Raw genomic sequence first — 24,161 nt, 5'->3', positions numbered from 1 at the left:
TTTAAATTGTTAATCTATTTTATAGTGAATTTCCGATACCTACTAAAACAATGGATAAGAACATTAAAGCAATTCCGAAGAAGAAAACCTTATATGTTTTATCGGAAACTCCTTTCCATTCTTTCAAATAGAATCCCCAGAAATTAGCTGTCAAAATAATGGTTGACATGTGTAAAATCCAAGAACCTGCTCCGTTCCCCATCTTACTTTCGCCCATTCCGTAGAAGAAAAACTGTAAAAACCACATTGTTCCCGCAATAGCTGAAAACAATACATTTTTAGCAATAGGAGTATTTTTATTTGTGTAATCGCTAAAAGTTTTATTTTTAAAATTAAGATACATACACCATAAAAAATTGGTTGTAAGACCTCCCCAAAGCAACACTACATAAGTTACATTATTTTGGTACAAAAACTCCCCTTGTCCCGGATTTAAAACTTTCCAAGCCTCATTAGCCGTATCTGCCATTGTTTTTCCTGCTTCAATTCCGAAATTAAAGAATGAACTTAAAATACCGGAAATAATTGCAATAACAAGACCTTTAGCCAGGTTAAAATCCTGGTCTTTATCTTCATGTCCTACAGCAAAATCTTTTTCTTTAAGCGTACCTGCTTTTCCTAAGAATACAATTCCTAAAATACAAACTAATACTCCTAACAAAACTAATTGTCCGCCGGAAGTAGATGCCATTTCAGTAAATGATTCTTTTCCTGTAGTAGGATTAAAATTATAATAGATAGGTGGAACCAATGCTCCAAAAGCGGAACAGAACCCTAAAGTAATAGAGTTACCTAATGACATCCCTAAATAACGTACACCCAAACCATATGTTAATCCTCCAATACCCCAGATTAATCCCATAGAATAAGTTACGGCTTTTATTGATGGTGAAGCAGTACTTATGATTTCAGCAAAATTTGGAATTGTTAAATAAGCAGCCAATGGCGGAACAATTAACCAAGAAAAAAAACCTCCAACAATCCAGTAGCTTTCCCAAGCCCAACCTTTTACCTTTTTAAAAGGCATATAAAAACTTCCGGAAGAAAATCCTCCTATTGAGTGAAAAAGAATACCAAGAATTGATTCCATAAATGAGATTTGAGTTAAGATTAATTAATAGAAATGTAAAATAAAAAAAAATGAATTTCAAAACTGTCCTGTACAGTCCTTGTATTAACATTTTTTATAGCAATTTTATATATTTCTGACAGATTTTACATTAATTGTTAAAAAAGAAATTAAGAAATATACTAAAAAGCTCAAAAAAAGAGCGAATTTCAACTTACAACGACCCTCTCAAGATTAATCTGAACGGGTTTTCGATATGTTCCTTCGAATTATTCAAAACTAAGTTGGCAGCTGTAATTCCCATTGTTTTAAAATCAGTTGAAATTGTGGTGAGTCCGTTCATAATATAGTTTTTCAGCGGAGTTTCATTATAAGAAATTAAACCTACCTGTTTGCCTACAGTTAAATTCAGTCGTATAATTTTATCAATAATTTTAACTAAATCCTCTTCCATTAAATTAATATAAACCTCTCCCTCTCTTACTTCTTCTTCATCAAGATTGTGGACAATTTTAAAGTTAAAAGCATAATTATAGCAAAAATTCTCAAAGCCTTTTACAATCTCTTTTGGAAAATAACTGTTTACCGGAAAAATTAATTTCAGGGTATGATATTTACTCAACGGCTCTAATGCCTCTGTAAGTGCATTATAAATATCCTGTTCAAAATTTTCATAAACGGCAGCATAATCTCCGGTAATCCCTTTTAATTTTTTTCCCACTAAAACTAATTTCTCTTTTGGTATATCCTCAATCAACAATCGGTGAGCATCTGATTTTTCTATAAAATGAGGGATAATTACATAATGAGTATATTCTGTTTTTTGCTGATTTAATAGTTTTTTAAACAAAGCATAATCATTATTATAAATATAAAAATCAATTGCGGCTTTATCTTTTAATGTTTCCACAAAAGCATCATAAATCAATTTTTTATGAGCGCTTAATTTATTAAACATCAGGAAAATTTTTATATCCTGAGAAACATCCGTATTAGCAACAAAATAACCTTTTCCATGAAAAGCTTCTAAAATTCCCATTTTACGAAGGCTGTTATATCCTTTTTCAATCGTTACTCTGGAAATTTCGTACTGGAAACTCAGTTCATTTATAGAAGGCATCGCATCCCCTTTTTTTAGAACTCCCTGTTTAATAGCATTCAATATAGCGTTTACTAATTGTTGATATTTAGGCGTAGATGAAAATTCATCTATAAAAAGACTGGCTATTTTAGAAGTTTTTTTCATTATTTATTTACTAATTAAATGTGCTGCTTTTCCTCCGAATGCAAAAATTAGCTTGCAAAGTTAGCTATTCCTAACTTTAAGACATAGATGAATGTGTTTTATTATTCAGAATTACAAAGAACAAAAAACAATTATTTGTTTTTAGACTTGTTTGCACAGCATCATTTTTATCAGTATTTTCTTTTTAACCAGTCCTCCGGAACGGGAATAATACAAATATTCATACTCTTATCATCATCACTTAACATAGCCGACTGGATCTGGATTTTAGTACCATCCGGACTCATCGTAGGATGTGGATGATCTGCAGCTGTTGTTTTATGACCTGTAGTAAGCAGCAGCATTTCATTAGTATGCCGATCAATAAGATAAACGCTTCTGGAGAAATCATCGCCTACTGCCCAGCGACCGTCAGGAGAACCGCTTACATGCCATAATCCACTTCCGGAATCCGTTTGTCCTGCTATTTTCATTTCTTGGGTTCTTAAGTTGACTATTCCCAATCCGGTCGGTTTTTCTCTGGTTCCTGATGGCCCCCAAGCTGCTTCCTGACCAGGATTAGCTCCGCTTACAGCAGTCCCTGTCGTATCCAGTCCCTGAATTTTTCGATGCCCCATAATAGCTATTGCTACTTCATCTTTACTAATTACCGCTTCATGCGTTACCCATTCGTATTCAGATTCCCGATACAAAGGTCTAAGCCCGGTTCCATCACTCATTACGGTCCAGGTCCGCTGCGGAGATTTTCCTCCGGTTTCCCAGCAAAAAATAATTTCGCCTGGAATCCAAGGATTGGTTTGGATATGACCAATTTGAAAAGGAACTGATATTACATATTTAATTTCTCCTGAATGTACATTCATCGCGGCAATTCCGGCTGGTCCTGCTCCCATTTTTCTGGGTCCAAAATTTTCTTCCAGTTTTGTTCCTTCCGGCAAATATTTTGCCGCGTATTCTTTCCCCACCCTGAAATATGCCCAGTTTTCATCACCATCTAAAGCTAAATCTCCGCCAGCACCCATTTCAGGATTAGTCGTTCCACAAACCCGCTGATAATAATCGGCTTTTTTAAGTTTATCCGTTGTACTGTCTGCCAATAATTTTGCCAAGTCTACTTCTACAATCTCCATTGAGGTTGGAGCAAATCTTCGAATGTTTTCTTTTTTATTTTGTTTTACACCATTATCAGCTACTTTTCTCATAAAGTAAAGCTTCATACTATTTCGGGCTACATTTAACATCCCAATATAACCTCCTTCGGTAACCTGAACCATTTCACCTGTTTTTTCATTTACAGCCATCGCTTCTCCTTCTACTCTGTTTGAACGAAAAATAAGCCATTGTCCGTCAGATGTCCATTGATTATGTGTTTGATAAATCTTAGAATCTCCCATTGGTTTACTGGTAAGAAAGGTTAACATGGTACCAGTTACAGGATCTTTTACCACTTTTAACTCCGAAGGAAAACGTTTTCCTATCTGAGCATTTACATTAACTGAACATAAAAAACTACTCAAAGCGACACTAAAAATAAACTTTTTCATACTTTACGAATATTAATAATTTTTTATTTTTATTTTTTTAGAATCCATATCCTTCAAAGGTTTACTGTCTTTTACAGATAAATTCGTTACGTTTTTCATTACTAGCGATACCGAATTTGATCCTTTATCTAAAGTTATATTTCGAAGTTTTATTCCGTTTACATCATTTACAATTAGAGCTGGACGAGTTTCATCGCCCATCAAATACAGATTGATATTATTCAACTCTATATTTTTAGTATGACGAATAAAAAAACCGTAAGCTGGTAAAATACCAAATTTTTGAGGTTCTGGATAACTTTTTTCATACTCAGGCACTTCTTGCTGGATACTTTTTTTGGATTCGGCATCCATTGGACGATACCAAATACTAATATTACTCAAACGAATATCTTCAATATCATGTCCCGGAATACCACTGATGAGTGTTGCAAAACGGGAATCGGCATTATAGACATTGATATTACTGATATTAATACGTCGCAAGGCCCCAACAGTTGTACCTTCAGGTGCACGCATTCGACTTCCGAGACGCAAAAAAATGGGGGAATTGATGATATCCCGCATCGTAATGTTGGTAATTGTTACATCTTCCAGCAAACCTCCATCTACTGCTTCGAGTGCTAATCCACGGCAATATTCAAAAACACAATTACTTATGGTTATATTTTTAAAACCGCCATTGGATTCTGTTCCAAATTTGATACGTCCTGTTGGCCCTTCTTTATCAGGAACTAAATGAGCTTCATTGCGCTGATAAGTTCCATTGTAAAAAGTACCACGATCAAAACCACTAACACTACAATTAGTAATCGTTACATTTTCGGTTGGTCGGGCATAACCCAGCGCAAATGAACTTTTTAAACAAATTCCGTCATCCCAAGGAGAATTCACACTACAATTTGAAACGCGAACATTTTTACAACAATCAATATCGATTCCGTCCCGATTGGTATCAATTTTTAGATTATCAATTGTCATATTATCAACTCCGGTTGCTAATATTCCAAAATGTCCGCCATACAAAATCGTAAAATCTTTCAAAATCACATTACGGCAAAGCTTTAGTGCAATTGCTTTATTACCTACTGGTTTTCTTAATGGTCCGTGTCTAGTTAGACCTTTTCCATGAATTATTCCCGGACCAAGAATAGAAACATCTTCCAGATTTTCTCCCCAGATTAAACTGTTGTGCCAGTGACTGTGTCCAAAATCCTGAAAGGTATCATTAGCAGCGGGTTCTGGTGCATCATAACCCAAATCGCCTGAAGGTGTTGCAGCCAGAATTGTTGCTCCCTGATCTAAATAAAGAGAAATATGACTTTTCAATCGAATGGAAAAACTAAGATAAGTTCCTGCAGGAAAATAAACCGTCCCCCCACCTGCTTTTGCCGCTGATTCAATCGTTTTATTAATGGCTTCTGTATCTATTGTTATACCGTCTCCTTTAGCACCAAAAGACAAAACGTTATAAACTACAGGAGGTGAAGCCTGAATGGTATTCAAACTTAACAATAAAAAACACCAATAAAATCGACAGCTATAAAGCCAGACAAAAACACTATTTGTTTTCATACCAATTGTATTCATTTAATAAATTACAGCAATTTGCAAATTAAAAACAAATACTTCATCCTGTTCCATCCTGCAAATAACATTTGTATAAAAAAACCAGTAAACAAAGCTGTTTACTGGTTTTGAAACTGAAACTAATTATAATACTACTTTAACAGATTAATCCCTGCATGCGTAGGAACAACTTGTTTGATAGTTCCATCAGCATTGAATTCTAATTTATCAATAGCCACTTCACGATGAAAACCTCCGGCATCGCCCATTTTTATTCCGGTTGGGTATGAAAAACGGTGATACACAAGATACCATTCGTCTTTGTTTGGTACTTTTAGTACTGAATTGTGTCCGGTAGCATAGATTTCTTCTTCTTTATTTCCCTGGATAACAATATTATCTTTTGGAATTTCAAGAGGTCCTAAAGGTGATTTGGAAATACCGTATCGTACTTTATAATTTGGACTTCTGGTGTCATCTTCACTCCATAAGAAATAATAAGTTCCTTCTCTATAAATCACATAAGTTCCTTCTCTAAACGTATTATCAACCTCAATTAACTTCGTACTTTCTTCTTTTAAAGAAAACATATCAGGATTCAATTCGGCAACAGCCATATATCCATTTCCCCAATACAAATAACTTTTCCCCGATTTAGGATCAGTAAAAACATCCGGATCAATTTCCTGTCCGCCTCTTGCTCCTTCCGGACGGGAACTTACCAATGCTTTTCCGCTATCTTTGAAAGGTCCTGTAGGATTATCAGCAACAGCTACACCTATTTTTTGGGCTGCCGTGAAATAATAGAAATATTTATATTTTCCTTTTATTTTTTTCTCCACAATACAAGGTGCCCATGCATTTCTATTAGCCCAGGAAACATCTTTTTTAAGATCAATAATAACACCTTCATCTTTCCAATTTACTAAATTATCTGATGAAAAAGTTTTAAAATAATATCCTGACCAACCATCAAATCCATCACTAGTAGGATAGATATAATACTTTTTAGTTTTATTCGAATATAAAACTTCAGGGTCGGCATAATAGCCTTCTAAAACTGGATTATTATTGATTTGAGGATAGTTAGCTGGTTTTCCCCATTTAGCAATTAATCTTTTTAATTCAGCACGAGTGATAGGTAAAATGGTTCCATGACGTGGATGAAAATCCATTGAAATATCATTATCAATCACTGTAAAATGTTCTAAATCTTTAGTCTTTGTAAACTGATATTTTCCTTTCATGTACATATCATACATTAAGATATACTCGTCAGAATGATTCAATTTGAAAACACTTGCTCCCTCAACAGCTTCTTTTGTTTGCTGCAAATAATTATCATTTTCAGTCCAATTCCCAGACGTCAAATCAGTAGTTGTAGCTACTTTTATACCTGGAGTATTCGTTTCTGTTTTATAAAACAAATGATAAACACCGTCTTTTTCGATTATATCCCCATCAATACAGGCATTTTTAGACTTTGGCACAAATAACACTTTTGGCTCCGATTCTAAAGCTGTAAAATCCTTATTGGCATAAGCATAATAAATAATATCTGGACCTCCCGCATGCTGCATACTAAAATAAATCATGTACTTACCCGCTTTTGCATCATAAATGGTTTGCGGTGCCCATACTCTTTTCAGGTTTTCATTACCTGAAAAAGTAGTCTGAATATTTACCACGCTACTTTTCCAATTTACTAAATCAGTACTTTTTAGCAACACCATGGCACGGTTAGAATCCCAACCTTTGTTAGAAGTCATATCAGTCAAAACCATATAAAAGGTTTTACCGTCTTCTCCTCTTAAAATATGAGGATCACGAACCCCACCCGTAGAACTAATGAGTTTACTATCTATAACGGGTTTGTTATCATTTAAATGATAATAATGGTAACCATCCGGACTTATGGCATAGCGAACTGCTTCTTCTTCAACAGCATTGCCTGTGAAATACACAAATAAATAAGCGGTTAAATCTTTATCAGCAAGTACTGGTGGGACTCCGCTTTTATTTTGAGCTTTTGAAAAACTAATTATTAGTAATAAAACTATACTCAATTGAAATTTGCGCATTATTTTTTTGCTTTTAATTTATAAAGTACAGAAGCATGCGCTTTTAATGAAACTGAAATTTCATTAGTAACTGTAGCTGTTTTTTTTCCAGACCATAAGTCTACAGCATCTGCTTTAGTAATTCCTAAATCAGCTAATGGCACCGAAACCTTAACATCATTTTTATCTGAAATATTAAATAGAGCTAAGTAAACACTTCCATCTTTCGGGTTTCTTGAAGTCATTGCTACTTTTCCGTCTTTTTGAAAAAGTTGTTTTACATCCGTGCTTTCGCGGTGCATTTTTACTACTTCTTTGTTTGTCAATAATGACAAAGTAAAGGCATCATTACTTGGTAAATCACCTCCAAAAAACAATGGTGATTTAAAGATGTTAAAGAAAGTAATCAGGGTATATTGTTCGTCTTTTGTTAAACGGGACATTCTGTCCTCACCACGTTCTCCTCTTAATGAAATTCTTCCTAACGGAATCATATCGCAATCAGGCCAAGTTCCCGGTGCGATATACGGATACCATTTTTGAGCCACATCCATTAAATGTGTAATGTGTGGCCAGGTATCCCAAACATCATCCACCATACGCCACATATTAGCATGAGAACTTACGTGAGCAGCTGCCGAAATAGGCGTTTCTCCAGGTGAAGTACTTAAAACTATTTTACGACCACATTTATCTATTGCTTTTCTAATCAGGTTGATTTCTCCTTCGTGATAAGGTCTTGACAAATCATCAATTTTGATAAAATCTATTCCCCATTGTGCATACAATTCGAATAAAGAATCATAATATTCCTGAGCTCCCGGTTTGTCAGCCAAAATAGTATAATTATCTTTCAACCATGTACATTGCAAAGCTGTAGTGTAAATTTGGTCAGCAGTGATTCCGTTTGCACCTTTGATAGGTAATTTTTCTTCTACTGCTTTTTTAGGAATTCCACGCATAATGTGGATTCCAAATTTCAATCCTTTACTATGAATATAATCAGCTAATGGTTTGAACCCCTGACCGTCTTTTGCCGAAGGAAATCTGTTCAATGCCGGTAAATACCTTCCGTATTGATCCATTACATAACGTGGATCTTTCTGGTTGTAGCCTCCCGCTTTATCATTTTCTACAAACCATCGAATATCAACAACAATATATTCCCAACCATATTTTTTCAGGTTTTTGACCATGTAATCGGCATTGGCTTTTACCTCATGTTCTTCAACTGTTGAACCATAACAATCCCAGCTATTCCAACCCATTGGTGGTGTTTGAGCCCATTGTTTAAAATCAGCGTTTTTTATAGTGGTGTTTTGAGCGTTGACCGTAACTACCCCTAAAATAATCCCTAAAGCGATAACAATTTTGTTCTTAATTTTCATTTGGTTTTTTTATATGTGTTAATAGTACACTTCAAATATAATGAATTTAATTTTTTTATAAATAAAGCTATTCATCTAAAAAAGACAAATAGCTCTATTTACATTTGAAGCAATATTTTAGAAATGCTAAAAAGCATTTTATTCTACATTGATTATAACTTCAACCGGTTTTAACCAAGGACTGGAAAACTGAACTTTAATAGCTTCATTGCTTCCATTAGCCTGAATATAAGCTAAAATACGTCCGTGAAAAACACGTTGAACATTATCAGTATAATCAGTCATATCCGAATTATTTCCTGCTTCTAATCCTAATAAATTTGCTGAACCACTGATTATTTTACACGTAATTTCGTTATCAGCAATCATTACCGGAGTCCCATTTTCATCTACAATTTGCAACATGATTTCGGCTACACCTTTGTCTTTATTTATAGCTTTATCAGCATTTTTAACTGTAATAGCGTAAGGTTGTTTTGAAGAAGCAATCGTATAACGACTCACTTCTTTATTATTCTTATCTAATCCTACAGCTTCCAGTTTTCCGGATTGAAACGGAATGTCCCAGGAAATAATTCCAACTTCAGAATCATAGTTTTTCACTTCGCCAACTACTTTCCCGTCAAGTTCCAAACGGGCTTTTGCAGCATTAGTATAACAAACCACTTTTACTTTTTGACCTTCATTGTAATTCCACAATGGCCAGGCATCCATAGAAAGGTCTTTTTTGTTAGGATTATTAGAAAGATAAGTTGCAATATAAATCATTGGTTTCTCTGACCAAAGTGATTGACGGAAATAACCTCTTGGTTTAATATTACCGGCAAAATCAACTAATCCTGAATAAAACCCTCTTGAAGGCCATCTCCCTGATTCACCTAAATAATCGATACCAGTCCATAAGAACTGACCAAAAATATGCTCGTTATTTTTAACCGCTAACCAAGCATCGTAATCATGACGATTTTCACTACCAAAAATCACACGTTTTGGATATTTTTTATGGTCCGATTGGTATTTACTTTCCGTATAATTGTATCCTGTAATATCCAAAGCGCCCGGATATTCGGTTTCGTTAGACATAGCAACTCCAGCCAATCCTGCTGTTGTAGGACGGGATTTGTCGTATTTCTTAACGGCTGCCACCAAACGTTTTGCAATACCTCCTAATCGCATCGCATCCGGAGCATCTTTTTTATACCCTCCATAAGCAGCCTGAGAGAATCCTGTATCGCCTCCTCCAGCTAATACCGGATGAGAATACGGATCATTTGGATAATCGGCTTCGTTACCAATACTCCATGCAAAAACAGAAAGATGGTTTCTGTCACGACGCACAAAATCTTCCAAATCTTTCTCGGCCCAATCAGCAAAAATATCATAAGAACCTTCAAATCCAGGTGTTCCAACATTCCATCCTTCTAACCATTTGCGTTTAGGGAATTCCCATTCGTCATAAGCTTCATTTAAAACCAATAAACCTAGCTCATCACACAATTCATAAAAATCGGGTGCCTGAGGATTATGACTTGTACGCACAGCATTTACTCCAATTTTTTTTAAGGTTTTCAATCTTCCTTCTAAAACTTCGCGAGGAACTGCCGAACCTAATACTCCTGCGTCATGATGCAGACAAACTCCTTTTATTTTCATCCATTTGCCATTTAAAGCAAATCCTTTGTTGGCATCAAAAGTAAAATTTCGGAAACCTGTTTGAGTTGTTGAATAATCGATAACTTTACCTTCTTTTAAAACCGTAGTTTTCAATTGGTACAAATTAGGATTTTCCAGATCCCATAACTTAGGATTGGTCACTTTTATTTTCGCAGTAATTTTTCCTGACTGATTAGCAGCAATTATTACAGTATTAGTACTCTTAGCAACAGTTTTTCCATCATTTGCAATCAATTCGTTAACAATAGTCAAATTTGATTTTTCAGCTGAACCGTTTTCAACTTCCACTTCAATATTTAAAATTCCCATTTTTTTATTCACTTCCGGATAAGCATACACGCCCCATTGTGCAATATGCACCGGATTAGCATACACTGCCCAAACATCTCTGTAAATCCCTGAACCTGTGTACCAACGGGAATCGGCACTTTGACTATGATCCACACGAACAGCAATGGTATTTTTCTCACCGTACTTAATATACGGTGTAGCGTCAAAAGCAAAAGAAATATATCCATTAGGACGTTTCCCTAAAGAATGTCCATTAACAAAAACTTCGCTTCGGTTATACACTCCTTCAAAATACAAGAACACTTTCTCACCTTTTTTTGCAGCAGGAATATCCATAGTTTTTCTGTACCAGGCAATTCCTCCAGGTAAAAATCCTGTAGCACTAGCTAAGGTTGGACTCAACTGTCCTTTGATACTCCAATCATGAGGAACTGCAACTGTTTGCCACTTGCTGTCATTAAAAGAATTATCCTGAAAGTCTTTATTGTCCTGCAGAATAAATTTCCATTGATCATTAATTTTTTGAGAATCTCCAAATCCTATTTGACTGAATGCAGCAGTGCAAGAGCAAAGCAGAAATGAGAGAAAGATTTTTTTTGTTGTTAACATAAATTATATTTTTTTTTAATAAATAAGAGGACGCTAAACCATTCTGAATTTCCATAAAGCCTACTTTAAAAAAAGCAAAGAAATGATTAAACCTTAATAGTTATGAGGGGTAAATTGGTAAAATAAGTGTTGTAAAATTACCCAAAGTTATTTTTTTTAATTTTATAGTACCAAATCTTATTTATAAACACCTATGTAAGTAACTACTGCTCTGGCCGGAATTTCAAAATTATCTGCTGCTACATCAGTTCCTTTTTCCAAACTTTTCAATTCAGAAGTAACATAAGGAGTCAATACATTATTTACCAATGTTCCTCCTGCAAGATTCAGCTTATAGGTTCTTGCAGCAGTTCCGAAATTAACCGCAACAACTACCATTTTTTTAGTCGCTTCATCTTTATAAGCAGTAACCATAACATCTGTCATAGCTGTTGAATTATCTAAATTAGGAATCTGAATCCTTTGCATTCCCGGTTTTACAAAGAAAGAAAAGTTTCCTAAAGCCCAAAGGATCTTCGTTTCTCTGATATTTCCATCAAACTTACAATAATTAGCATCACCAGCACCATTTGATAATCCGTCATCAACATGAAGTAATCCGTCTTTGTAATCCCCACGACTAACAGCAGTCCACCATTGCCATGAAGTAACGCCTCCAATTGAAATATCAGTACTGATAATACGAGCTACCCAAAGGGCTGTTTGCATTCCTAAATCTCTGCCAGGACCCGCTCCTCCAGGAAGTTCAGCTGTTCCGGGATTTTCAAGAATACAATATTCAGAAGCCCAAACACTCAATCCAGGAACAGTTTTAGCTCTATTAGCAACAGCTTGTCTTGATGAAATCAACTCACTTATTGGCCATGCCTGCCAATAACTATGACCTGAAATTGTTTTCTTAACATTCGTTAATCCTGCAATATTTTTAGTTGAATTGACTCCAAAGAAATAATCAATTTGATTCGAACGATTTTCTTTTCCACTTACTGTTTTATACAAAGGTTCGAAAGCACCTGCTTCTCCCACAACAATTTGTGAACTCAAACCTTTTGTCTGTAATTTTGGAGCCAATGTATTTATAAAACTGTAAATATTAGCATTTGAAGCCGGTGAACCTTCCTGTCCGGAACCATCCCACTCGTATTGTGGCTCGTTAAAAGGACTTACATAATCGATTGTTAAATCGTGTTCTGATTTTAATTTATCAATAGCATTTACCCAAAAATCAGCCAATTCCGGCATTTTCCCATCCTTTAGATTATAGAAAGTTTTAATCGATGCGTGAGCTAAACCATTTTGAGTTAAATAAACCGGAGCACTATTGGTGAAAGCCAATAATTTATCTACTCCACGATCTCTAGCCGCTTTCATAAACCATACCTGTCCGGCTTGTTTGCTCATGTCATACGTAACTCCGTCGGTAGTAAAACACTCTGTACGTCTCCATTCATCAGTAATATCACTAGCACTACCTTGTTCTGTACTTCCAGCTCCTAAGTTAAATCGCCACAATGACAAACCAATTCCTTTAGGATTTCCTTCACTATCAACATCTTTACTAAACAATAAATCTGCAATTGCATTTTTTTTGTCTATTGGCCAGTTTTTCCCAATATTGTGACATTGCCAGGCATCAGAAGCTCCAAAACTCTCCATTGTTTGCAAATTTGCATCCAAATTAATTTTTAATTCTCTTGTTGTTTCAGCAACTGGCTCTGAAGTTTCATTATTGTCTGACGAACAGCTAATGAATGCTGTACTCATTGAAAATAAGCCTGCAAACAACAGGCTTACTTTATATTTTTTTATCAAATTCATCTTAATAATTTGGATTTGTGATTATTCCTCCGCTTAAATCAACTTCTAATTGTGGTATTGGCCATATTAAGTGTCTGGCTGGATTAAAATTGATTCCCTTATCCTGAGCTTCTCTGGTATTCGTTGTTTCATAAGGATCAGTCGAATTCAAATTGTATTGTACAAAAGTTCCGTTTGGTCCCATCAAAGATTCAATAACCGGTTTTCCTGTTCCTGGATCTTTTTCTCTTCGAATATCAAACAAACGCAATCCTTCAAAGGCTAATTCTAAACGACGTTCTTTGTAAATTTTTCTCAAAAGATTAGGTCCTGCCATTCCTTCTACCGGATCTAAATCGACACGATCTCTAACCACATTAATATCTGACATAGCAGCGCCAGCATCATTCAAATGATAATTAGCCTCAGCTCTTGTAAGATACATTTCGGCTAAGCGAATCAATGGAATATTCAATGGTAAGTGCCCATCTCTCTTATCTAAAGACCGACGAGTAGCTATTGGAATATAATATTTACGACAAATACGTCCGGATTTATTATCGTTTAAACTAAACTTATGTGTAGGGTTCAATTCTTCATCTCCATAAGCAGGATCTCCCCATTTGGTAATGGTACTTTTTAACCGAATTTCATCACCTTCAGACAAATAGGCATTTTCTAAATCACTTGTTGGCATACACCATCCCCAACCGTCAAGTACATCTGCAGCATCATTACTTGGGAAATTCTTTTTGTCCTCTCCTCTTGCTCCGGAAAAAGTAGGTATTGCACTTCCTAAATTTCTATCCTGAACACCAGATGATTGTGCCTCAAGAATAGATTCTACTCCATTATGGTTATTTACATCCCAAATATTTATAAAGTTAGGTTCTAATGAAAAAGGTCCTTCGGTAATTACTTTGTTAGCATATTGCTTTGCTTCAGCCCATTTTTCCTGGAACAAAGAAACACGGGCCAGTAATGCATAAGCTGCCCATTTATTAATTCTTCCATTTCTATTTACTTCAATCGTTTCTAATTTTTCAGCCGATTCTTTTAAATCTGCCTCAACCTGAGCATATACTTCTGCTACAGAACTACGCGGCAATTTTAAATCATTAGTACCCAAAACCGTAGTATACAGTGGAACACCTCCATAATTATTTACCAACTCATAGTAACAATAAGCACGTACAAATAATGATTCCCCAACGTACTGATTTTTTTGAGACTCACTAATAGGAGCTAATTCCATTTTAGCCAAACCAATATTACAAGATTGAATTGTGTAATAATGAGCCGTATACATACCGTTCAAATTTCCCATATTATCCGGAGTAATCAGGTACTGAGAAGCTGGTCTATGAGAACTGTTATCTTGCCCTGTATTTCCCATCCAGGCATCATCAGTGGCCATTTCGTTCGTCATTCTTGGTGCAACTAATACCCACCATTCATTAGGTAATAACAATCGGTGTGTTAATTCATTTACATAATTTTCACATTCCTGAGCGGTTTGAAAATAATTTTCTAAGGTTTGTGTACCTCTTGCATCTTTCTCGATAAAATCGGAACAAGAGACTGCAAAAGCTGCAAAAGTTAGTATTGATACTATTATTTTTTTCATATTCTTTTTTTATTAAAATGCTACATTAATACCCATCAAAATTGTTGGTTGAACCGGGTAGTTCCATCCTCCAAATCCTGAACCTAAAACACTACCTCCAACTTCAGGATCTACCCCTGAATATTTAGTCCATGTCCATAAATTTTGACCTGATAGAGATAATCTTAGTTTATCCAATCCAAATTTATTGTAGAAAGAATAACCTAATTGAAGGTTTTTCATGCGTACAAAAGAACCGTCTTCTACATAAAAAGATGAAAATTTAGAGAAGTTTTCATTATTGTCATCTTTAGAAAGTCTAGGAATGTAATTAGACGTTCCTTCTCCATGCCAAGCTTTTTGATTTAAACCATTTACTTTGTTTGTTAAACTTGCTCCATTGTATAAATCAGAAATATTTTGGTTCACCAAATCATTTCCAATACTGGAATAGAAATTAGCCACTAAATCGAAATTTTTGTAAGCAAAATTCAAATTCAAACCAACATTAAAATCTGCCCACGGAGAACCAATTTTTGTACGGTCCTTATCGTCTAATTTACCATCACCATTCACATCTTTAAAACGAATATCTCCTACTTGAGCATAAGGTTGTAATTTAGTTCCATGCTCATCTGTATGAGCATTTAATTGGGTTTGATTTTGGAACAAACCATCGGCTACATACCCATAAAAATACCCAGGTTCATCTCCATCTACAGTTAAAGTTCTATTACTTGCTCCATATAACTTTTCATCTTTAGCAGATAGAGCAACCATTTTTACATTCACAGTGGTAAAAGTAACATCAGCACCATAAGAGAAATCGCCTTTTTTATCTTTATAAGACAAAAGCAAATCAATTCCGTTTGAACGCATGGAACCCACATTTGTCCAAATAGTTGCATTAGCAGGAAAACCGCTATAAGTAGGGAATTGTTTTAGGAACAACATATCTTTTGTTGTTTTTTGGTAGTATTCTAAGGTTCCAGAAATTTTGTTTTTCCAAAGTCCAAAATCAAGACCAAAATTCACATCTTCCACCATTTCCCAACGAATATCCTGATTAGCCATAGTTGAAGGATAAGAAGTATCAACCACATTCCCATCAATTACATAATATCCTTGTCCAATATTAGACTGATAAACTGCTGCTGGTAAATTTTGATTCCCTACTCTACCCCAACCAGCTCTGAAAGTTAAATTATTTATTACTGAACTGGCATCAGTCATAAAATCTTCATTTGAAATACGCCACGACGCTGAAGCCGCCGGGAAATTAGCCCATTTATTATTAGACATAAACTTAGAAGAACCGTCACGTCTAAAGGAAGCTGTTAAATAGTATTTGCTATCATAATTATACGAAAAACGTGAAATGTATGACATTAAAGAGCTAGACCAAGATGTTCCACTACTATTTCTATTTTTAGTAGCAGCACTTACTTCTCTCATTAAATCAGAATTATTAGGCACACCTTCTCCATAACCCCAAACATCTGATGAATCGTACTCTTCCATAGTAAGACCTGCCATTAAACTCGTATTGTGTTTTTCGGCAAATGTTTTAGAATAAGTCACCGTAGATTGCCATGTCCAATCCACATTGGTAGTTGCTTTTCTTTCTACACTATTGATTTCAGCTTTTTCATGTGCTGCATCAATCACAAAATCTGGTCTGAATATATTTTGAATTTTATTTCCAAACTCAATAGATCCTTGCGTTCTAATTATTAAACCTTTAATTGGTTCATATTGCAAATATGCATTCGAATTCAAATTATACAAATCACTATAATCATCGTATCTTTTTACAGCTGCAACCGGATTCCAAACATACGATGGAGAACGAGCGTAAATACTGTATTCATTTTCAGTTCCGTTTAACTGATCGGCTGGTTTATAGATTGGCGTAATTGGATCAATCTTAACAAAATCAGCCCAGTTCCCTGGTGCTCCCCAGGTTTCGTAACGTGGATTTAAAGTTAGACCTGCTGAAAATTTATCGGTAAATTTAAAATCATTAGCAATTCTTGAAGTAATTCTTTTCCAACCTCCTATTTTATAAAAAGAATCGGAATTATAATAATTTAAACTTATTGCATAGGTATTTTTCTCAGAACCACCACTTACTCCTATAGAAGCATTAGTTATCTCAGAACCTTTATTGATTCCAGCTTTCCACCAATCAGTTGTTTTTCCTCTGTATTGTTCTGCATTTGGTAAATATTCTGAATATCCAGAATTAGTATAAGCTTTATTCATAATAGATGCATAATTCTCTGCACTAGCCATATTATAAGGATTATTCATAATTTGGAAACCAGAGCTCATGTCAACAGTAAACTTAGTTTTACCAGCTTTTCCTTTTTTAGTAGTAATTAAAATTACACCATTAGAAGCACGAGAACCATAAATTGCACTTGCTGAAGCGTCTTTAAGTACATCCATAGATTCAATTTCGTTATTACTCAAGAAATTAATACTGGTTCCCATCGGAATTCCATCAACTACATAAAGCGGATCTGTACTTAAATTTACAGTAGATATTCCTCGAATCAATACTCTAGGTTGAGCACCTGGTCCACCAGCACCCGTAATTTGAACCCCAGCAACTTTTCCTTGTAGTGATTCAGTAACATTACCTACAGTCATAGTTTGTAAATCTTTTCCTTTTACAGAAGCAATAGAACTGGTAACATCTTTCTTTTTTACGGTTGCATAACCTACTACAACCACTTCTTCTAAAGTTTGATTGTCTTCACTTAAAGTAACATCAATAGTTGTTTTTTGACCTACAATTATCGTTTGAGTTGCAAAACCTATAAAAGAAAACTCAATTTGAGCCTCCTTGTTAGGTACAACAATAGCATATTTTCCATCCAAATCAGTTGAAGCGGAAGTCTGAGAACCCTTGACAAAAACATTTACACCCGGAATACCAACAGCTGATTTGTCTTTGACAGTTCCCTTTATTGTTATTTGTGCAAAGGTTGTTACACTGCATAATACAGCTATTAGTAACCCTATATATTTATATTTCATATGTAAGATATTTTATTTATTAATGTTATACATTTATAACAAACTATTTTTTAGTGATAAAAGCCCTTTCTAATTCTGTGTCCAGAATTACTTTGTAAACACCTGGTGCTGCCGGATACTTAGCATTTCCATTTTCCCCTGGTGACATCGTAGCTATACCGCTTTTAATTAATCTCCAAGATGGACTCCACCATTGTCCTGTAAAAGTTCCTTCCATTTCTCCTGTAAGTGTATATTCACCTACTAATTGATATGGATTGTTTGGATTGTTAGCTAAATGCAAACTTGTTTGAACCCAGGCGTTCCAAGTATCCCAGTTTGCTCCTTGAATCCCTGCACCTGCAATACTCACAAAAGGTCTTCTTAAGGCTTCCTCATCATGCCATAAACCATTGGCTACATCAGCCCAAACTTTACTTGAAGGAGTGTATTTTGTTACCGAATAAACTAATGTACTAGGATTAACTTTTATTTTATAATATCCTTTAGTAGGTAAAACTATAGGCGAAGAAGCAACATCATCAATTAATTCTCCTGAAGTATTTAATCCAAAACAATGTGGTGCAAAATCAGATTCCTGACCTAAGAAATACACTTCTTTATTATCTGAATCAGCATAATATTTAAATTCAAAGTCTTGACCATTTTTATCATGAAAATACATTGGGACACCTACAGCATCTGTAGTCAGATTAGTTCCTTTAGGCTGATCACATAAATAAATGGCCGGATACTCATTAGTAGCCACAATATTAATATTTAGTGTTCCCATATTAGGAATTGCAAATTTATCTTTTGCAGTAATAGTTAATACATATTCCGCAGCAGTCACAGGTAAAGTATAGGTTTTATTGAAAGTGTATGATTGAGGTGATCCGTCTAACTGAACCATTTCGTCAATACCTAAAGCTTCACATTTAACCTGTACGTAATCAATACCAGAGTCATCGTTTACAACAAAATTCACAGGCAATTGATTACTTGAAGATAAAAGAATAACAGCTCCCTCTTTAGGAGTAATCATACTAATAGCGGGTGAGCTAAACTCTCCGTCTAAACGTAAATTAATATTTTGATCTACTTCATTACCAGAAACGTCTGTAATAGTCAACTTAATTGCAAAAGCTTCTGATACACCTCTATCAGCAGGAACTTCGAAAAAATAACTTAAATCATAAGTTGTTAAAAGTGGATCTGTTGCAAAATTGATCATTTTATCTAAACTCAATTCTGGGATTTGAATTCTTACACTCTTCAATCCGAGATCATCTGCCAAAGTGGCTTTAATTTCAAATTTTCTGTTTGGAGCACCATAAATTTCATTTGTAGATACAGCAACCGTAGGATCATCTGATGATGGGAAACTTGGCGAGTCTTCTTGACATCCGGTAAATAGAATGACAAAAAAAGTTAACAAAAATAAATACGAAAGTTTATTCATATGTCTTAGTTTTTAAAAACTACTTTTCATTTAAGAAAAAACAGTTTATTTGGTTTTTAAATAGTAATTTAAAATCATTTTATATCAATTCTTTATTTAAGGATTTATTCTTTTCATAAGCTTTATTCTTTTAGTATTTGGTTAATAATTTAGTTCGTAGTAGTTGTTTTTTTACAATAATTTAACTCAATAGAAATCTATTATCATAAAATTATCATAAGCATCTAAGCAAAGAAATAACTAAATAAGACTAATTATAGGGGGGAAATTCGAAAAAAATAAAGGGGAAAATTGCGAACTATATGGACATATCAATCAGAAATAATCATTTAACAAAAAAAGTTCTTGTTTATTTACATAATACTAAATTATAGAGTAGATATTTTTTTAAATTAACAAAAAATCCTAATCTCATTAATAACGAGATTAGGATTATAAGGAATAGCTTCTATTTTAATATAAAACAGTTATCTAATTACATTCAAATCTTTGTTAAATGAATCTTTATATTTCTTGACATAAGCAGATGGAGTCATCCCAAAAAGTTTAACAAACTGCTGTCTGAAATATTTTTGATCTTCAAAACCAACCTGGGCGCTTGCCTGAGCAATATTTATATTTTCGGTAAGCAATAACATAGCAGCTCTTCTTAATCTAATAGAGCGAATAAAAGCATTTAATGTTTCGCCGGAAACAATCTTTATTTTAGCATATAAACTACGATGACTCATTCCCATTTCGCTAGCAAATGTTTTTATTGTAAAATCACGATCGTCTATATTAGCCTCTATAATATCAATACACTTTTTCAAGAAATCCTGGTATTCAGCCGGAACTTTATGTTCATTCTCTTTAAGAGTAATGCTGTCTAAGAAATACTTTCTTAAATTCCCTCTATTTCTTAATAAGGTATTTACTCTGGCAAGAAGAATATCGTCATCAAATGGTTTAGTAATATAATCGTCAGCACCATCTGTTATTCCCTGTAAATGCATCTCGGGATTATTAGAAGCGGTCAATAGTATTACAGGAATATGAGATAACTGTTCGTTTTCTTTAATTTTTTTACACAATTCAAGTCCATCCATTACTTCCATGGCAATATCAGAAATCACAATATCAGGCATGTGTTTTTTAGTCAGCTTCAAACCTTCATTTCCATTTACAGCACTGTAAACCAAATGTGTTTTAGAAAACAATTCTGTCAAATAATTTCTAATTTCAAAATTATCATCAATTATTAAAACCGACTTTTTATCAGTGAGCATTTCTTTACTTAACCCTTCTTCATTTATTTTAGAATTAGAAGTAACTGAAGCATTTCTTTCTTCAAAATCTTCAATTAAAAGTTCCTCAACCAATTCACTCATTTTAGCGACATTTGGATTAATTGGTAAATCGCCTAAATGATCTTGTCCTTTTAATAACTTCAAAGTAAACGTACTTCCTTTGCCTATTTCACTTTCACAAGAAACTGTTCCTTTATGCTTATCTATAAAATACTTTACAATATAAAGACCAATACCAAATCCAGTGCTTATTGAAACATTGGAATCTAATTGTTTGAATTTTTCAAAAATAGCTTCAATGTTTTTGGAAGCAATTCCTGAACCCGTATCTGTTATGGAAACAAAAACCTCATTTTCGGTTTCTGTTTGTTTGATTGTTATTTTTCCGCCTGTTGGTGTATATTTAAAAGCATTTGAAACTAAATTAAACAATGAGATTTCTAACTTTTCATAATCACCGATAATAACAACTGCATGCTCAGGTATATCAATGCTATAATCAATATTTTTATCTTTAGCCTGAGTAACAAAACATTGAAAAACTTCCTCACATAAATTATTCATATTAATTTCTGAAAGTTTCAATACATCTGCATCATTCTCAGCTTTACGAAAAAGCAGTAACTGATCGACAAGACTTAGTAAGCGTCTGGCGTTTCTATAAGCTATTTGCAAATCTCCTTTAGAAGAATCATTTGAACCTTCTTCTTTTTTAATAAACTTCTTCAAAGGGTTAATAATAAGTGACAAAGGAGTTCTAAATTCATGAGAAATATAGGTAAACATAGACTTCTGCTTCTCAGCAATTTCCTTTTCTTTTTCTCTTTCTAATTCAGAAATTCTAATCTTATATTTCAATCGTTCTTTGTATTTATTGTACCGAACATAATTATAAATAACCGTTCCTCCTATAACCAAATACAATAAATAAGCCCACCAGGTTCTATACCAAGGCGGTAAAACAACAATCCGAAGCAATGTTTCTGCTTTACTTTGACTATCTTGAAAATTTGATTTTTTTACCTTAAACAAATAAGTTCCTTCGGAAAGATGTGGATAATTAGCCTTCCTGTTTTGTCCAACATTACTCCACTGATCATCCCAGCCGTCAAGAAAATAAGCATAACTGATTTTATCTGAATTTGAATAATCTAAAGCCACAAACTCTATAGACAAAGTCGTTTGATCATAAGGTAATCTTATTTCATTTATATCTTCATTTGAATCCCACTTTGAAATTAAATCTGGTTTTGTTTCAATGGGTTCATTATTCACACTCAAATCAGAAAGAACAATTTTAGAATTAGATTTTGTATCTTTTACAATCTCTGGATAAAATAAATTGAAACCATTAATTCCTCCAAACAAAAACTCACCTGAAGACAATTTAAAACCTGCATTAAAACTAAATTGATTACTTTGTAATCCATCACTTTTAGAAAAATTTCTAAATGTTTTTGTTTTCCTATTCAAACGACTCAAACCATTATAGGTACTCATCCACAAATTGCCATTCTTGTCTTCCAAAATTCTTAAAATAGTATTAGACGACAAACCATCTGCAGTGGTAAATCTTTTAAAAGTGTTGTTTTCTCTATTAAATAATAACAATCCACCTTCCTGGGTTGCTACCCAAAGTTGTTTGTTACTATCTTCATGAATATAACGGACCGGATAACCAATATTTGTTTTTCCATGTTTTTTATTGACCTTATCAATCCATACAATAGAAGTATAATCTCCTCCCCAAAGCTTTCCGTCACTCGTTTGAGTCAAACATTGTAAATTAGTAATTGCTTTATCATAAAATTCAAAAGAATTTTTATTTCGATTAAAAAGATACAAACAGCCTTCATTTGTGGCACTAGCCCAAAGGTTTTTTTGAGAATCTTCATAAACCAACCAAATGTTTTTTTCGATTTGTTTGCTAAAAGGATTATAACAGGAATAATGGCTTACTAAATTTGTTTTAGGGTCTATCTTATTTACACCTCCTGCCCAGGTTGACAACCAAACCTCATTATTACTATCACAAATTACATTGGTTATAAAATTACTGGAAATCGCATTAGCTGAATTGGTATTATAAACCGTATAAGTATCGTTTTTTCGATTCCAATAGCGTAAACCTGCACCATCAGTACCTATCCATATATTTTGATTTATATCTTCACAACCTGACAGAATAAAATTCTGAGCAAGACTCTTATCATTTTCGCTATATTTTATTGTTTTAAAATATTTAGGTGTAGCACTAAGCATGCTGATTCCTCCTCTGAGAGTTCCAAACCATATATTTCCGGAATGATCTTCATAAACACTCCAAACCGCACTACTTTTTATAATTTGCTGGTTGTCATTTTTAGTATAAGGAATTGCTTTTTTATTTTTTCTATCTAATGTATAAATACCACATCCATCAGTTGCAAACCAGTATTTATTTTTTTTATCCCTCAGGATATTAGTGACAGTACATTTATTAAAAAAATAATTATCTGAAATTGATAACGTAGAAGTATTAAAAAGAAAAACTCCTTCATCTGTACCAATCCAGAGATTGTTATCAGTATCCATTTCCATGCATTTTACATCCAGTAATAAAGGCGCAATTAATTGTAGTTTTTCAGAACTATAATTGTAATTACAAATCCCAATATTCCTGACATATATCCAAGAAGAAATTCCTTTATTATCCTTCTGAATAACTAAAGCATCATAATGAACCGCTTTTTTTAAATTTGATATTGAAATCGTTTTCCCAACAAAAGTATTTTTTTCAAATACTACAACACCCGAATTTTGCGTAGCCAGTAAAACCAAATCATCAGAAACAGATTTTATTTGATGTACAACATTTTTTAAAACTACGGGAGTGGGATTTTCTTTATCTTTATATTTAACCGGATAAAACAAAGCTTTAGTTTTATCGTAAACACTTGCACCTTTATTTCCTCCAATCCATATATTTCTACTGGAATCGCCTTCTAAGCTATAAATTGTATTGTTAGAAATAGAATTAGGATTATTAATTTCATTTCTAAAAATTTTAAAATTATAACCGTCATAGCGATTTAGACCATCATAGGTTCCAAACCACATATATCCTTCCTTATCCTGATAAATAGTTGTAATTGAGTTATTGGATAATCCATCTGACACATCCAGGAAACGTACCGAATACCCCTGCGAATAACTTACCAGAAATGCTGAAAAAAAAACAAATATTAAGTTTAAACACCTCAAAATAAAAATATTAATTCCAAAAACAATAGTACAAAATATAAAATTAATTAATCTCTTTGATACCGATGGTTTGCCAGTACTTTCAGAAATTAAAGAATTTATATAAAAAAATGTGAAATCAAACGAATTCGATTTCACATTTCTTATTTAAAATATATTTACTATTACCAGAATTTCACGTATAAAGCAGCGATAATTAATAAGGTAATAATAATTAATACTGTAGTTTGTGGTTTCACCTTAAACATTTCAGTATCCAGTTCGAATGCTTTTGGATTTACTTTTGGTCC

At 33.8% G+C, this 24,161-nt stretch carries 12 protein-coding genes; all 12 read right to left on the bottom strand.

The window, feature by feature from the left end:
• Nucleotides 1–19 precede the first annotated feature (19 nt).
• Nucleotides 20–1,090: an L-rhamnose/proton symporter RhaT gene (gene rhaT, locus ABS764_RS15080; protein WP_408082624.1), complete on the bottom strand. Its 1,071-nt coding sequence runs from the start codon at nt 1,088–1,090 to the stop codon at nt 20–22.
• A 193-nt stretch (nt 1,091–1,283) separates the two neighbouring features.
• Nucleotides 1,284–2,315: a winged helix-turn-helix domain-containing protein gene (locus ABS764_RS15075; protein ID WP_408082623.1), complete on the bottom strand. Its 1,032-nt coding sequence runs from the start codon at nt 2,313–2,315 to the stop codon at nt 1,284–1,286.
• Nucleotides 2,316–2,485: 170 nt separating this feature from the next.
• Nucleotides 2,486–3,859, bottom strand: coding sequence for a TolB-like translocation protein (locus ABS764_RS15070; RefSeq protein WP_408082622.1), 1,374 nt, complete (start codon nt 3,857–3,859; stop codon nt 2,486–2,488).
• A gap of 12 nt (nt 3,860–3,871) precedes the next feature.
• Nucleotides 3,872–5,434: a rhamnogalacturonidase gene (locus ABS764_RS15065; protein WP_408082621.1), complete on the bottom strand. Its 1,563-nt coding sequence runs from the start codon at nt 5,432–5,434 to the stop codon at nt 3,872–3,874.
• 146 nt (nt 5,435–5,580) lie between these two features.
• Nucleotides 5,581–7,509, bottom strand: a complete 1,929-nt coding sequence (locus tag ABS764_RS15060) for a family 43 glycosylhydrolase (RefSeq protein WP_408082620.1) — start codon at nt 7,507–7,509, stop codon at nt 5,581–5,583.
• Nucleotides 7,509–8,876, bottom strand: coding sequence for a glycoside hydrolase family 27 protein (locus ABS764_RS15055; protein ID WP_408082619.1), 1,368 nt, complete (start codon nt 8,874–8,876; stop codon nt 7,509–7,511). Before ABS764_RS15055 ends, ABS764_RS15060 begins: the two co-directional genes overlap by 1 nt.
• Nucleotides 8,877–9,014: 138 nt before the next feature.
• Nucleotides 9,015–11,450, bottom strand: coding sequence for a sugar-binding domain-containing protein (locus tag ABS764_RS15050; protein ID WP_408082618.1), 2,436 nt, complete (start codon nt 11,448–11,450; stop codon nt 9,015–9,017).
• A gap of 177 nt (nt 11,451–11,627) precedes the next feature.
• The gene (locus tag ABS764_RS15045) at nt 11,628–13,268 is read right to left on the bottom strand and encodes a glycoside hydrolase (RefSeq protein ID WP_408082617.1); all 1,641 of its coding nucleotides are present in this window, start codon (nt 13,266–13,268) and stop codon (nt 11,628–11,630) included.
• A 1-nt stretch (nt 13,269) separates the two neighbouring features.
• Entirely contained in the window at nt 13,270–14,874 is a 1,605-nt protein-coding gene (locus tag ABS764_RS15040; RefSeq protein ID WP_408082616.1) for a RagB/SusD family nutrient uptake outer membrane protein, read from the bottom strand.
• A 12-nt stretch (nt 14,875–14,886) separates the two neighbouring features.
• The gene (locus tag ABS764_RS15035) at nt 14,887–17,898 is read right to left on the bottom strand and encodes a SusC/RagA family TonB-linked outer membrane protein (protein ID WP_408082615.1); all 3,012 of its coding nucleotides are present in this window, start codon (nt 17,896–17,898) and stop codon (nt 14,887–14,889) included.
• A gap of 43 nt (nt 17,899–17,941) precedes the next feature.
• The gene (locus ABS764_RS15030; RefSeq protein ID WP_408082614.1) at nt 17,942–19,339 is read right to left on the bottom strand and encodes a cadherin repeat domain-containing protein; all 1,398 of its coding nucleotides are present in this window, start codon (nt 19,337–19,339) and stop codon (nt 17,942–17,944) included.
• Between the two features lie 467 nt (nt 19,340–19,806).
• The gene (locus ABS764_RS15025; protein WP_408082613.1) at nt 19,807–23,871 is read right to left on the bottom strand and encodes a hybrid sensor histidine kinase/response regulator transcription factor; all 4,065 of its coding nucleotides are present in this window, start codon (nt 23,869–23,871) and stop codon (nt 19,807–19,809) included.
• Nucleotides 23,872–24,161: the final 290 nt, after the last annotated feature.

The organism is Flavobacterium plantiphilum, from assembly GCF_046000495.1.
GTDB lineage: Bacteria > Bacteroidota > Bacteroidia > Flavobacteriales > Flavobacteriaceae > Flavobacterium > Flavobacterium plantiphilum.
This window is presented reverse-complemented; position numbering and strand designations above follow the sequence as displayed.

Coding starts and splice junctions, on each gene's coding strand:
- ABS764_RS15060 (WP_408082620.1), bottom strand. CDS start 7,509: ATGCGCAAATTTCAATTGAGTATAGTTTTATTACTAATAATTAGTTTT.
- ABS764_RS15065 (WP_408082621.1), bottom strand. CDS start 5,434: ATGAAAACAAATAGTGTTTTTGTCTGGCTTTATAGCTGTCGATTTTAT.
- ABS764_RS15030 (WP_408082614.1), bottom strand. CDS start 19,339: ATGAATAAACTTTCGTATTTATTTTTGTTAACTTTTTTTGTCATTCTA.
- ABS764_RS15050 (WP_408082618.1), bottom strand. CDS start 11,450: ATGTTAACAACAAAAAAAATCTTTCTCTCATTTCTGCTTTGCTCTTGC.
- rhaT (WP_408082624.1), bottom strand. CDS start 1,090: ATGGAATCAATTCTTGGTATTCTTTTTCACTCAATAGGAGGATTTTCT.
- ABS764_RS15070 (WP_408082622.1), bottom strand. CDS start 3,859: ATGAAAAAGTTTATTTTTAGTGTCGCTTTGAGTAGTTTTTTATGTTCA.
- ABS764_RS15045 (WP_408082617.1), bottom strand. CDS start 13,268: ATGAATTTGATAAAAAAATATAAAGTAAGCCTGTTGTTTGCAGGCTTA.
- ABS764_RS15075 (WP_408082623.1), bottom strand. CDS start 2,315: ATGAAAAAAACTTCTAAAATAGCCAGTCTTTTTATAGATGAATTTTCA.
- ABS764_RS15055 (WP_408082619.1), bottom strand. CDS start 8,876: ATGAAAATTAAGAACAAAATTGTTATCGCTTTAGGGATTATTTTAGGG.
- ABS764_RS15035 (WP_408082615.1), bottom strand. CDS start 17,898: ATGAAATATAAATATATAGGGTTACTAATAGCTGTATTATGCAGTGTA.
- ABS764_RS15040 (WP_408082616.1), bottom strand. CDS start 14,874: ATGAAAAAAATAATAGTATCAATACTAACTTTTGCAGCTTTTGCAGTC.